The organism is Streptomyces sp. NPDC006551 (assembly GCF_040611675.1).
Classification (GTDB): domain Bacteria; phylum Actinomycetota; class Actinomycetes; order Streptomycetales; family Streptomycetaceae; genus Streptomyces.
The window spans coordinates 73,943-87,522 of the sequence record NZ_JBEXOT010000017.1; the positions used below are offsets into that span (position 1 = coordinate 73,943).

Here is a 13,580-nt window from a genome sequence, read left to right on the forward strand (position 1 = left end):
CGTTGAGGCCCCCCTCGGCGCCGAAGCGCAATACCGTGGCCTCATGTCAGCGATGGGGGACCGCCGCCGCAACGACCGTGTCCACGCTCTGCACGAGCGCGGACTCCGGGAACTCGACGACTACATCCGCTCCGGCGACCCCACCGCTCTCGAGCGGGCCCGGACCGTGTTCCACACGGCCGTGGCCTCCCTCGGCCCGCGCACCCCCGACCGGCACGTCCATTTCCGGAACCTCGCCTACACCGAGGAACTGACGTACGAGCGGACCGGCGCTCTCGGCCCCCTCCAAGACGCCGTCGTCCTCTACCGTCAGGCCCTCGACGAGGCTCCCGCCGACCACGTCTACCGGCCCGCCTACGCCTACGGGCTCGGACGCGCCCTGCGGCGGCTGTACGGAGCGACCGGCGACCCCGCTCATCTCGACGCGTCCGTCGACTGGCAGCGGCGGGCGCTCTCCGGCGACCAGCGGGCCGGGCTGGAGCTGCCCGCCCAGCTGGCCGGCCTCGCCGAGACGCTCTTCGACCGCAACCGCCTGACCGGGGACCGGGGCGACCTGGATGAGTGCGTACGTCTGTACCGCCAGTCCGTACGCCTGACCCCCGAGGCCGAACAGGAGGACCTCGCGATCCGGCTGGTCAACTTCGGCTCCGCGCTCGGCGTTCTCCACAGGCTGACGCGGGAGCCCGGCCCGCGCGACGAGTCCATCGACGCCCACTCCCGGGCCCTGGCCCTGCTGCCCGCCGACCGCCCGGAACGGCAGGCCCTCCTCGGCGCCCTGGCACAAGCTCTGCAGGACCGCTACGACGACACCGGCCGGCTGGAGGACCTGGACACGGTGATCGCCCTGCGCCTGCGCGCGGTCTCGAACACCGCCCCCGGGACCGCCGACCACGGCGAGGCCGCACTGCGGGCCGCCGACGCGCTGCAGGACCGGGGCGTGAGGACCGGCCGGCCGCACTTCGCGGACCAGGCGATCGCCGTGCTTCGGGGCGCCGTCGCCGGCGAACCCGCCGACAGCGCCCGGCGGGCCGTGCTGACCGGAATGCTGGGATCGGCGTACGACACCCGGTACGACCTGACCGGGGAGGCCGACTCCCTGGACCAGGCCGTCACCCTGCTCCGCGCGGCCCTGGGCAAACCCGGTCTCGGCCACCACAACGCCTGCGCCCTGCGCAACAAACTCTCCACCGCCCTGCGGACCCGGCACGCGGCGCGCGGAGCCGTGGCCGACCTCGACGAGGGGATCGCACTGCACAGCGAAGCGCTGGCCGCCGCGACCGACCGGGACGCGGCCGACCGGGCCCTCGACCAGGCCGGCCTCGCCGCGTGCCTGAACCAACGCTTCGGCGTCCACGGTGACATCACGGACCTCGACCGGTGCGCCGAACTGTGCCGCCAAGCCCTGCTGGTGCTGCCCGAGGGGGACGCGAACCGGCCGGTCGTGCTCGTCCTGCTCGGCGACGCCCACCTCGCCCGGTTCCACCACACCGCTCGGCCGGAGGCGCTGAGCGCGGCGCTCGGCGCCTTCCGGCAGGCCCTCACCGCCGGCAACCCGGGCCTGCGGGCGAGCGCGACGAGCAACCTCGCCCGCGCCCTCCTCGCCCGCTTCGAACACGCCGACGGCACACCGGCCGACCTCGACGAGGCGATCGGCCTGCAACGCCATGCCATGAGCCTGCTGCCCACCCAGCAGGAGGTCGCCGGACACAACCTCGCCCAGTCGTTGCGCGGCCGCTACGAGATCAGCCACGACCTCGCCGACCTCCAGGAGTGCGTCGACCTCCTCCGTACCGTCGTACGGGCCCGCCCCCAGGACGACCCGGACCGGATCAAGCCCGGACAGGCCCTCGCCGAGGGCCTGTACAGCCTGCACCTGCGGACCGGGGACCGCGACCTGCTCACCGAGGCCCTCGCCGTCGCCCGCGACATCGCGACGGTCACCTCGGCTCCGGTGCGCGAACGGCTCGCCGCCCACGTCACCTGGGGCCAGGTGTCCGGCGTACTGGAGGACTGGGAGACGGCGTGGCGCGCCCTGCGGACGGCCACGTCGCTGCTGCCCGAGCTGGCGACCCGCAGCCTCACCCGCAGCGACCAGCAGTACGCGCTCGCCCGCCTGCCGGGCATCGCGGCGGAGGCCGCCGCCTACGCCCTCCAGGCCGGACGGCCCGAGGAAGCCCTGGAGGTCCTCGAACACGGCAGGGGAGTGCTCCTCGGCCGGCTGCTGCGCACCCGGGACCTCGACCTCGACCGGCTGCGCGACCAGGCCCCCGCCCTGGCCGACGAGTTCCTGCGGCTGCGCGAGGAGAGCGAGGAGGAGGCCGGCGGGACGGCCGGCCCCTCCGCCCCGGCGGTCACGACCGAACAGGCCGCCGAACGGCGACGCGCCCACGCCGCCGCATGGCAGCGACTACTGCGCCGCATCCGGGAGCTGCCGGGGTTCGACGGCTTCCTGCGCCCGCCCCCGGCCGAGGAGATCCTCCGCCAGGCGGGCGACGGACCCGTGGTGCTCCTCAACATCAGCATCCGCTGCGACGCCGTCATCGTGACCGACGGCTCGATCGACGTCCTGCCGCTGAAGGTGCGCTCCGGCACCGTGGCCGAGCAGGTCGCACTCTTCCTCGACGCCACCCGCGCCGCCTCCCGGTCCGGAGCCTCCCTGGAGGAGATCTGGTCCGCGCAGGAGACCCTCTCGGGCGTACTGGAATGGCTGTGGGACACCATCACCGGACCCGTACTCCAGCGCCTCGGCTACACGGAACCGCCCGCCCCGGGAGAGTCGCCCCGGCGGATCTGGTGGTGCCCGCAGGGCACGCTGGCCTTCCTGCCGCTGCACGCCGCCGGTTACCACGGCGCCCGGGCCGACCCGGACCGGCCGCGCTGCGCACTCGACCTCGCCGTCTCCTCCTACACCCCGACCGTCGGCGCTCTGCACCACGCGCGCCGACGGCCCGGACCCGCCCCGGGAGGCATGCGACCGCCGCTGGTCGTGGCCATACGGAACACGCCGGGGGCCGCGCCCCTGCCGAACGCCCTGCGCGAAGCGGAAGCGGTGCGGACACTGCTGCCCGGAACCACCGAGGCACGCCTGCTGACCGGCGACGAGGCCACCCGTGTCCGTGTCCGGGAGGCCCTGCGCTCCAGCCCGTTCGTCCATCTCGTCTGCCACGCCGTCACCGACCCGCACGACCCCTCCGCCTCGCGCATCCTCACCCACGACCACCTCGAAGGGGCGCTCACCGTCAGCGACATCTCCGCCCTGCGGCCGTCGGGAGCCGGCCTGGCGTACCTCTCCAGCTGCTCCACCTCCGGGACCCGCCCCGAGCTGGCGGACGAGGCGATCCACATCACCAGCGCCTTCCAACTCGCCGGATACCGCCATGTCGTGGGCACGCTGTGGCCCGTGGCGGACGAGATCGCCCCGCGCATCGCCCAGTCCTTCTACGGCCGGCTCCCGCACGGGGCCGCGCACGCGCTGCACGCCGCCGTACGGCGGGCGCACACGGACCATCCGCTGCTCCCCTCGCTGTGGGGAGCGCACATCCACATCGGCCCCTGAGCGCCCCGCCCGCGCTACCCCCGGGCCGCCCGGACCATCCGCAGGTTCTCCCGGGCCTGCGCGGTGCGAGGGTCGGCCGCGCCGTAGAGCCGTTCGTAGCCGGCGACGACCAGGCGGCACTCCTCCTCGGCCTCCGCGTGCCGGCCCGCGTTGAAGAAGGTGGCGGCCAGGCTGGTGCGGTACTCCAGGACGTCCGGATGGCCGGCGCCGTGCAACCGTTCCATGCCCTCGACGGCCGCCCGCAGCTCCGCCGCGGCCTCCTCGACCCGGCCGAGTGCCTGGAGCATGGCGCCCAGGGTGGCGTGCGCGGAGAGCGTGTCCGGATCGCCGGCGCCCTTGATCCTCACCGACTGCCGCACCGCGCCACGCATCGACTCCGCGGCCTCGGCGACATGCCCGAGGTGGTACTGGACGGCCGCGTGGTTGATCCGCGCCGTCAGGGTCAGCCTCGACTCCGGTCCCAGGAGTCGCTCGGCATCGCGCAGCACCGAGAGATAGAGCGCCCCGGCCGCCTCCAGCGCGCCCCGGGCCCGCAACACCCCCGCCAGCGTGTTCCGGCTGACGAGCGTGTCCTCGTGCTCGGGCCCCAGCACCCGCGTCCGGCGATCGAGCGCGGTGCGCGCCAGTTGTTCCGCCTCCTCGTGCCGCTCCAGCTCGTGCACGACGAGGGCCAGATCCGCCAGGGCGGTGAGCGTGTCCGGGTGGTCCGGGCCCAGGGTCGCCTCGCGCTGGACGAAGACGGAACGGCGGAGCCGCTCCGCGTCCTCCGGCCGTCCGCGCGCCCGTAACAGGGACGCGAGAGCGGTCTCAGCCGCGAGGGTGTCGGGGTGGGCGGGCCCCAGATCCGCCCTGCGCTCCGCCACGACCCAGCGGAAGACCTCCTCCGCCTCGTCGAACTCTCCTTCACGGCGGAGCTGCTCGGCCAGCTCGAACGAGAGCCGCACGACCTCGGGGTGGTGCGGACCGTGTTCGCGCACGAGATGACTCAGCTTCAGACGGGTCATTCCCGACGGCGTCAGGGAGAGCTTCACCTTCATCACGGGGATGCCGTTCTCCCCCTCGTGATGGGTGATCCGGTACGAGCCGAGGCCTGTCAGCTCACCCTCGCTGTCCGCCGCGTCCGGGGCCGGCGACGGCCCGGGTACGGCGGCCGAGGACGGAGGAGCCTGTGCGGCCGAGGTCTCCGTCTCCGACCGCGAGCCCCGGCCGCGCCGGCGGAACGGCCACTTGCCCCGACCCGCCCTGTCCGTATCGGTCATTCCCACTCCTTCGTCGGCCGAAGGAGTCGTTCCCCGTCCACCGTCGGCCCACCCCCTCGTGTCCGCCGCCTCATCGCACGTCCAGCCGGAGAATCCTGTCGTCACCGGGGCCGGGTGTACCCCGTGTGTCGGTCTCGCTGGTCGTCAGCAGGAGCCGGCCCTCACCCGCCGCCACCACCGTGCGCAGCCGGCCGTACTCCTCGGTCAGGAACGCCTCGGGCTCCCCGGCGCGTTCGGCGCCCGAGAGCGGGACGCGCCACAGCCGCTCGCCCCGGAGTCCGGCCATCCAGATCGCGCCCCGGGCGTAGGCGATCCCGCTCGGCGAGGCCTCCGACGTCCTCCACTGGGCCACCGGGTTCACGAAGCCGGAGGCGTTCCCGCGGCCCTCCACCTCCGGCCAGCCGTAGTTCTTCCCCGGCTCGACGAGGTTCAGCTCGTCCCAGGTCGTCTGACCGAACTCGGCCGCCCACAGCCGCCTTTCGGTGTCCCAGGCGAGGCCCTGCACATTGCGGTGCCCGTACGAATAGACCACCGAACCGGGGAAGGGATTGCCGGGCGCGGGGTCGCCCTCGGGCGTCATCCGCAGGATCTTCCCGCCCAGCGACTCCACGCTCTGCGCCAGGTCCGGCTCGCCCCGCTCGCCCGTGCCGGCGTACAGCATGCCGTCCGGACCGAACGCGATCCGCCCGCCGTTGTGGACGTTCCCCTTCGGGATGCCGGAGAGGATCACCTCGGGCGTGCCAAGACGGTCCGTCGCCCCGCCGCCGTACCGCATCCGGACGATGCGGTTGTCCGAGTCCGCCGTGAAGTACGCGTACACGAAGCCGCCCCGCACGGCCAGGCCCAAGAGTCCGCCCTCGCCTCCGGGCACCACCCCCGGCACCTCTCCGACCGGTGTCTTCCTCCCGGTCCCGGCGTCGACCCGGGTGACCGTCCGCTCGTCGCGCGAGGAGACCAGCAGATCCCCGTCCGCGAGCGCCGCCACACCCCACGGCGACCTCAGATCCTCCGTGAGCGTGCCCGTGACGGTCACCCGCGCCTGCGGCGAGGGGGCGGCCGGAGGTGAGGCGGCGGGCGACGAGGCGGAAGGCGGTGAGGCGGAGGGCGTGGTCCGCTCCCCGCCCGCGCCCTCGCCCGAGGCGCATCCCACCACCAGGAGGAACACGGCGGCGCCCCACAGGGCCTTCACAACAGGTCGGCTCACGGTTCGGTCCCCTCTCGGAGCGGCATCCCCTTCACCCTTGATACACCGCTCGACCCGATCGCGTTCCCGCTCTCAGTCCCACGACCCCCGTGGCGGCGGCAGCGCGGCGATCTCCGCCAGGTCCGCCGCCGTCAGGACGAGGTCGGCCGCCCGCGCGTTCTCCACGGCCCAGCACTCCCGCTTCGTCCCCGGGATCGGTACCACGTGCCGTCCTTGCCCCAGCGCCCACGCCAGCGCCACCTGCGCCGGGGTGACCTCCTCGCCGTGCCGGGCCGCCACCCGCCGCAGCCCCGCGACCAAGGGCTGGTTGGCCGCCATCATCTCGGCCGTGAAGCGGGGGTGCCGGGCCCGCGGGTCGTCCGGCTCGAAGCCGCCGCCGGGCGTGAGCGTCCCGGTCAGGAAACCGTTCCCCAGCGGCATCGCGGCGAGGAACCCCACACCCCGTGCCTCGCACCACGGCAGCAGCCGCTCCAGCGCCTCCGGCGACCACACCGACAGCTCGGCCTCCACCGCGCTCACCGGGAAGACCTGCTGGACCCGCTCCAGCTGGCGGATCGTTCCGTCGTACACATGGGGCGCTCCACTGCGCCGGGCCGCCCGCGCGCCCACCGCGCACAGCCCGAGCGCGCGCACCTTGCCCGCCGACACCAGCTCGGCCATGGCACCCCAGGTCTCCTCGACCGGAACCTCCGGGTCCGCGCGGTGCAGCTGGTACAGGTCGATCACATCCGTCTGCAGCCGCCTGAGCGAGGCGTCGCAGGCCCGCCGGACGTACCCGGGACGACCGTTGGCCACGACATGCTGGTCGCCGACGAGGAGGCCGCACTTCGTGGAGACGAACGCCTCGGACCGGCGTTCCTTCAACACCCGTCCCACCAGCAGCTCGTTGGTGAAGGGCCCGTACATGTCGGCGGTGTCGAGCAGGCTCACCCCGGCGTCCAGCGCGGCGTGCACCGTCCGCAGCGAACGGTCGCCCCGCTGCTGCGAGCCGCTGTAGGCCCAGTTCATCGGCATACAGCCCAGGCCCACCGCCCCCACGTCGAGCGCCGCCGCCCCGATAGTCCTGCGCTCCACCTGCCGGTACCCCTCCCTGTGCCGTCCCCCAAAGTAACCAATGGCGCACCGGATTCTTCGCATAGCCTCCCGGTCATGACACTCGATGACACGACCCGTGACGTGTGGCTTCCGATTCCGGCGGAGGAGATCGACGGACTTCCCGCACCGGGCGCGTCGGGGCTGAACTACCGTTTCTGGGACGGCGGACCGGACTTCCCCGCCGATCCGGCGCGCTGCGTCTTCTACGTGGTCCCCTACATGAAGGGTTCGGAGATCGCCGTCCGGCCGCTCGCCGGTATGACGTCGCTCCGGGCCGTGCAGACGCTCTCCGCCGGGACCGACCATGTGACCCCCGGCCTTCCCGCCCTGCGCCCCGGGGTCGAGCTGTGCAACGCCAAGGGGGTGCACGAAGCCAGTACGGCCGAGCTCACCCTCGCCCTGATCCTCGCCTCGCTGCGCGGTATTCCCGGCTTCGTGCGCGGGCAGGACGCCGAGGAGTGGCGCGCCGGCTTCTATCCGGCGCTCGCGGACAAGTCGGTGCTGATCGTGGGGTACGGGTCGATCGGCGCCGCCATCGAGGACCGGCTCGCGCCGTTCGAGTGCGCGCGGGTGGTGCGCGTCGCGCGCTCCGCACGCACCACGGAGCGCGGACCGGTGCACCCGCTCGCCGAGTTGCCCGCCCTGCTGCCGCGGGCGGACGTGGTCGTGCTCTCCACGCCGCTCACCCCCGAGACCCGGCACCTCGCCGACGCGGGCTTTCTCGGCCGGATGAAGGACGGCGCCCTGCTGGTGAACGTGGCGCGGGGACCGGTCGTGGACACGGCCGCGCTGCTCAAGGAGGTCGAGAGCGGCCGGATCACCGCGGCGCTCGATGTCACCGACCCCGAACCGCTCCCGGCCGGGCACCCGCTGTGGCACGCTCGCGGTGTCCTGGTGAGTCCTCATGTCGGCGGTTCCACCTCGGCGTTCCTGCCGCGCGCCAAGCGGCTGATCGCCTCCCAGCTGACCCGGTTCGCGGCGGGTGAGCGGCTGGTGAACATGGTCCTGACCACCTGAGCCGACGGCCCGCCGGACGCCCGGGTCCGGGCGGCTCCGCGAGGGTCGCTCACCATTCCGTGATCGTCACGGAGAGTACTGCACCCCTGTCCCTGAGTGACCAACCTGGTGTATCGTCCCGATGCGGGGGGCCGCGTCGAGGACGGCTGACGCTGGGGAGCGACGTGACGGGTCATCAGATTCCGAGGGGGGCGACGGGTGAAGTACGGCCGATGGACCGACGATCCGACGCGGCGGGACCGCCGTCGACGACCCTCGCGCGCGACGACGACACGGGGACTGACGCGGCGGGCACCCGCCCGGGCGAGGTGCGCGGCGCGGCCGCCCTCCCCGCCCAGGCCGACCGGCGCCCCACCGAGGCGGACACCGACGGGCCCACCGGCTCCCTCGCCCTGCCGCGCGGCGGGAAGGGTGCCGCCGACCTCACCGCGGGCGGGAGCGACGGCACGGCCGAGGGCCGGGGAGCACCGATGACCACCCCCGGCGCGCTCATCGAGCGCCACCACGCCGGCGGAGCCGCCCCCGCCCCCGTCTCCGGCCCCCCGCCCGCTCCCGCACCGCACCGGCCCGACCCCGTGCGCCCCGGCCCCACGCCGCCCGGACGCGGCCCGGTCGTCGCGCAGATCGCCCTCGGGCTGATCTGCGCGGGCTACGCCACCGGCGCCGCGCTCGGCTGGGGATCGCGGCAACTGGCGCTGATCATGGGAGACTTCGGCCTCAGCGCGGCCGCCCTCGCGGCCGCCGTCTCCTGCCTCCTCTACGCCCGCGTCCGTGAGAGCCGTTTCCGCCCCGCCTGGCTGCTCTTCGGCTTCTCCTCCGCCATGGCCGCCGCCGGAAACGCCGTCTGGGGGTGGTATGAGGTCGTCCTCCACCAGGAGGTGCCCAGCCCCTCGATCGCCGACCTCTTCTTCCTGCTCTTCGCCCCGCCCGCCATCGTCGGTCTGCTCGTCCTCGCCAAGAAGCCCGTCACCCGGGCCGGCTGGGTCTGCCTGGCGCTCGACGCCTGGCTCATCGGCGGCTCCCTGCTGACCCTCTCGTGGAGCCTCGCCCTCGCGCACACCGCGCACTTCGAGGGCGAGAGCGTCGCCCGGGCCGCGCTGTCGCTGGCCTATCCGCTCCTCGACATCGTGCTCGTCAGCATGGTCCTCGCCCTGCACTTCCGCCGCTCCAACGTGAACCGCTCGGCCACCAACACCGCCATCGCCGCCCTCGCCCTGACCGTGCTGTGCGACGCCCTGTTCACCTCGCCGCTGCTGCGCGAGAACTACACCTCGGGCCAGCTGCTCGACGCCGGCTGGTTCGCCGGCTCGCTGCTCCTCGCGTACGCGCCCTGGGGAGCGCGCCGGGCACCGGACGCCGCCTTCGCCGCGCGCGGCCCGCGCACCCCGAGCCGCCCCGTGGCCGGCTCGCTCGCCGCCCTCACCCCGTACCTCGCCGCGGCCGTCTGCACGCTCGGCATCCTGTACAACGTCGTCGAGGGACGCAGAGTGGACCGCGTGGTCGTCTTCACGGGCTGCACGGTCGTGCTCGCCCTGGTCGTACGACAGGGCATCATGCTCCTCGACAACATCGCCCTCACCCACGAACTGGCGCAGAAGGAGAACCACTTCAGGTCCCTGGTGCAGGGCTCCAGCGATGTCATCATGATCGCCGCGCCCAGCGGCATACTCCGCTATGTGAGCCCCGCCGCCTCGGGGGTCTACGGCCGCGACGCCGAGGAGCTGATCGGCTCGGAGCTGGCCTCGCTCATCCACCCCGAGGACCTGGGCGGCGTGGTTCACGAGGTGCGCCGGTTCCTGGCCGCCTCTCCCGCGGAGGAGCCCACGACCCGGATCGAATGCCGCTTCCGCTCCGGCAGGGGCGACTGGCTCAACGTCGAGTCCACCGTCAACCGCCACCAGGGCGGTCTCATCTTCAACAGCCGGGACGTCACCGAACGGGTCCGCCTCCAGGCCCAGCTCCAGCACAACGCCGAGCACGACCCCCTCACCGACCTCCCCAACCGCGCCCTGTTCACCCGGCGGGTCCGCCAGGCCCTCGGCGGCCGGCGCGCCTCCGACCCCGGCACCGCCGTCCTCTTCATCGACCTCGACGGCTTCAAGGCCGTCAACGACCGGCTGGGCCACCAGGCCGGCGACGAACTGCTGATCCAGGCCGCCCGCCGCCTCCAGGACTCCGTACGGGCCGGGGACACCGCCGCCCGCCTCGGCGGCGACGAGTTCGCCGCCCTCATCCTCGGCGACGGCGCACGGGACCGGTCGGCGCGCGAGTTCCAGGTCCACGAGATCGCCGACCGGCTGCGCCTCACGCTCTCCCAGCCGTACCGCCTGGAGGGCGGCGACGACGTACGGGTCGCCGCCTCCATCGGCGTCGCCTTCGCCGAGCCCGGCATCAGCGCCGGGGACCTGCTGCGCAACGCCGACCTCGCGATGTACCGGGCCAAGGCCGGCGGCAAGGACCGCGTCGAGCTCTACGCCCCGCAGATGCAGGCCGAAGTCGTCCGCAGGACCGAACTGGCCACCCGGCTGCGCACCGCGCTCCACGACGGCGAGTTCGCCCTGCTCCACCAGCCGGTCGTCGACCTCACCACCGGCCGGATCATGGCCGTCGCCGCCCAGGCCCGCTGGCGCTCCGCGCAGGGCATCCTCTTCACCCCCGCCGAGTTCCTGCGGGCGGCCGACGCCGGCGAGCGCACCGCCGAGCTCGGCCGCTGGCTCCTCGAAGAGGCCGTCGAGCAGGCCGCCGAACGGGCCAGACTCGGCCATCGCACGCCCGTCTCCGTCCGGCTCTCCGCCCGCGGTCTGCTCGACCGCTCGCTGCCGCTCGGCTCGATCGAGGCCCTGCTGACCCGCCACGGCCTGCCGTCCGGATCCCTGATGATCGAACTCGCCGAGAGCGACCCGCGGGTCTCCTTCGACGAGCTGGAGCAGCGACTCGTCGCCCTGCGCCGTCTCGGCGTACGGATCGCGCTGGACGGTTTCGGCAGTGGATACGCGGCCATCAACGCCCTGCGCCGCCTCCCCGTCGACGTACTGAAACTGGACAGAGGTCTGGTCGAGGGCGTGGTCGAGTCCGCCCGCCTCCGCAAGATCACCAGCGGGCTGCTCCGTATCGCCCGCGACCTCGGCCTGCAGTCCGTCGCCGACGGCGTGGACGTGCCCGAGCAGGTGCTCGCCCTGCGCGCCATGGGCTGCACGCACGGCCAGGGCATGGCCTTCGCGGGACCGCTGGACGAGTACCGGCTGCGCCGCGCGCTCGTACGGGACGACTATCCGCTTCCCGGACGGGACGTCGAAGCGGTTCCCGTCCCTGTCGGAAACCATCCCCCGATCCGCTCAAATACTGAGACGCCCGTCCCACCCACTTGACACTGATAGTGCGTCGGGGGGAGGGTCAGTGCCATGCGCACCCGAATTCTCGTACTTGGAAAGCGCGTCGGCTGAAGCAGGGCCAGACAACGGCCCGGCTTGAACGCTACCGACGCGCTCCCCTCGCTTGCCTCCCGGCACGAGGGGTTTTTTGTTGCACCGGCTCCCGCCAAACCCTCGCAAAACCCTCGCAAAAACCCTCTGCTTCGAGAAGAGAATGCTGATGACCGAGCAGGCCACCGGGCACCATCCGCAGCCGCGGGCCCGTAGCGGCGGACAGACCGCCACCACCGTCGAGCACGTCACGGGTGCGCAGTCCCTCATCCGTTCTCTCGAGGAAGTGGGGGCCGACACCGTCTTCGGTATTCCGGGCGGCGCCATCCTCCCCGCGTACGACCCGATGATGGACTCCAAGAAGGTCCGTCACATCCTGGTCCGTCACGAGCAGGGGGCGGGCCACGCCGCCACCGGCTACGCCCAGGCCACCGGCAAGGTTGGCGTCTGCATGGCGACCTCCGGCCCCGGCGCCACCAACCTGGTCACCCCGATCGCCGACGCGCACATGGACTCCGTCCCGCTGGTCGCGATCACCGGCCAGGTCGCCTCGAAGGCCATCGGCACGGACGCCTTCCAGGAGGCGGACATCTGCGGCATCACGATGCCGATCACGAAGCACAACTTCCTGGTCACCAAGGCCGAGGACATCCCGCGGACGATCGCCGAGGCGTTCCACATCGCCTCCACCGGCCGCCCCGGCCCGGTCCTGGTCGACATCGCCAAGGACGCCCTCCAGGCGAAGACCGTCTTCAGCTGGCCGCCACAGACCGACCTGCCCGGCTACCGCCCGGTGACCAAGCCGCACGCCAAGCAGATCCGCGAGGCCGCCAAGCTCATCACCGCCGCCAAGCGCCCCGTCCTGTACGTCGGCGGCGGCGTCCTGAAGGCCGGCGCCACCGCCGAGCTGAAGGTCCTCGCCGAGCTCACCGGCGCCCCCGTCACCACCACCCTGATGGCGCTGGGCGCGTTCCCCGACAGCCACCCGCTGCACGTGGGAATGCCGGGCATGCACGGTGCGGTCACCGCCGTCACCGCGCTGCAGAAGGCCGACCTGATCGTCGCCCTCGGAGCCCGCTTCGACGACCGCGTCACCGGCAAGCTGGACAGCTTCGCCCCGTTCGCCAAGATCGTCCACGCCGACATCGACCCGGCCGAGATCGGCAAGAACCGCGCCGCCGACGTCCCGATCGTCGGTGACGCCCGCGAGGTCATCGCCGACCTGGTCCAGGCCGTCCAGGCCGAGTACAGCGAGGGCAACAGGGGCGACTACACCGCATGGTGGATCGACCTCAACCGCTGGCGCGAGACCTATCCCCTCGGCTACGACCTGCCGGAGGACGGCAGCCTCTCGCCGCAGCAGGTCATCCAGCGCATCGGCCAGCTCGCCCCCGCCGACACCATCTTCGCCGCGGGCGTCGGCCAGCACCAGATGTGGGCCGCCCACTTCATCGACTACGAGAAGCCGGCCACCTGGCTGAACTCCGGCGGCGCCGGAACGATGGGCTACGCCGTCCCGGCCGCCATGGGCGCCAAGGCCGGCATGCCGGACCGCCCGGTCTGGGCGATCGACGGCGACGGCTGTTTCCAGATGACCAACCAGGAGCTGGTCACCTGCGCGCTCAACAACATCCCGATCAAGGTCGCCATCATCAACAACGGCGCCCTGGGGATGGTCCGCCAGTGGCAGACCCTCTTCTACAACCAGCGGTACTCCAACACGGTGCTGCACTCCGGCCCGGAGGCCACCGGCCTGGAGCCCTCCAAGGGCACCCGCGTCCCGGACTTCGTCAAGCTGTCCGAGGCCATGGGCTGTGTCGCGCTGCGCTGCGAGGACCCGGCCGACCTGGACAAGGTCATCGCCGAGGCCAACGCCATCAACGACCGCCCGGTGGTGATCGACTTCATCGTCCACGAGGACGCCCAGGTCTGGCCGATGGTCGCCGCCGGCACCTCCAACGACGAGGTCATGGCCGCCCGGGGCGTCCGCCCCGACTTCGGCGACAACGAAGACGACTGAGACCGAG

7 protein-coding genes are annotated in these 13,580 nt (G+C 73.0%); 4 read left to right on the forward strand and 3 right to left on the reverse strand.

Annotated features, from left to right (window positions below):
* The first annotated feature begins 43 nt into the window (after positions 1-43).
* Complete coding sequence (locus ABZY12_RS17735) at positions 44-3,556, forward strand: CHAT domain-containing protein (protein ID WP_356891194.1); 3,513 nt, start codon at positions 44-46, stop codon at positions 3,554-3,556.
* A gap of 14 nt (positions 3,557-3,570) precedes the next feature.
* Here ABZY12_RS17735 and ABZY12_RS17740 read toward each other — a convergent pair whose 3' ends face one another.
* The 3 genes from ABZY12_RS17740 to ABZY12_RS17750 form a co-directional block, all read right to left on the reverse strand.
* Complete coding sequence (locus ABZY12_RS17740) at positions 3,571-4,815, reverse strand: tetratricopeptide repeat protein (RefSeq protein ID WP_356891196.1); 1,245 nt, start codon at positions 4,813-4,815, stop codon at positions 3,571-3,573.
* Positions 4,816-4,885: 70 nt separating this feature from the next.
* Positions 4,886-6,019 carry a PQQ-dependent sugar dehydrogenase gene (locus ABZY12_RS17745; RefSeq protein ID WP_356891198.1) on the reverse strand — a complete coding sequence of 378 codons (1,134 nt, stop codon included), beginning with the start codon at positions 6,017-6,019 and terminating at the stop codon, positions 4,886-4,888.
* Positions 6,020-6,091: 72 nt separating this feature from the next.
* Positions 6,092-7,093, reverse strand: coding sequence for an aldo/keto reductase (locus ABZY12_RS17750; protein WP_356891200.1), 1,002 nt, complete (start codon positions 7,091-7,093; stop codon positions 6,092-6,094).
* Positions 7,094-7,168: 75 nt separating this feature from the next.
* Between ABZY12_RS17750 and ABZY12_RS17755 the strand changes: the two genes are divergently transcribed.
* The 3 genes from ABZY12_RS17755 to ABZY12_RS17765 all read left to right on the forward strand — a co-directional run bounded on the left by ABZY12_RS17755 (position 7,169) and on the right by ABZY12_RS17765 (position 13,573).
* Positions 7,169-8,131 carry a 2-hydroxyacid dehydrogenase gene (locus ABZY12_RS17755; protein WP_356891202.1) on the forward strand — a complete coding sequence of 321 codons (963 nt, stop codon included), beginning with the start codon at positions 7,169-7,171 and terminating at the stop codon, positions 8,129-8,131.
* Between the two features lie 470 nt (positions 8,132-8,601).
* Entirely contained in the window at positions 8,602-11,499 is a 2,898-nt protein-coding gene (locus ABZY12_RS17760) for an EAL domain-containing protein (protein ID WP_356891273.1), read from the forward strand.
* 223 nt (positions 11,500-11,722) lie between these two features.
* The gene (locus tag ABZY12_RS17765; protein WP_356891204.1) at positions 11,723-13,573 is read left to right on the forward strand and encodes an acetolactate synthase large subunit; all 1,851 of its coding nucleotides are present in this window, start codon (positions 11,723-11,725) and stop codon (positions 13,571-13,573) included.
* The last annotated feature ends 7 nt before the right edge of the window (positions 13,574-13,580 follow it).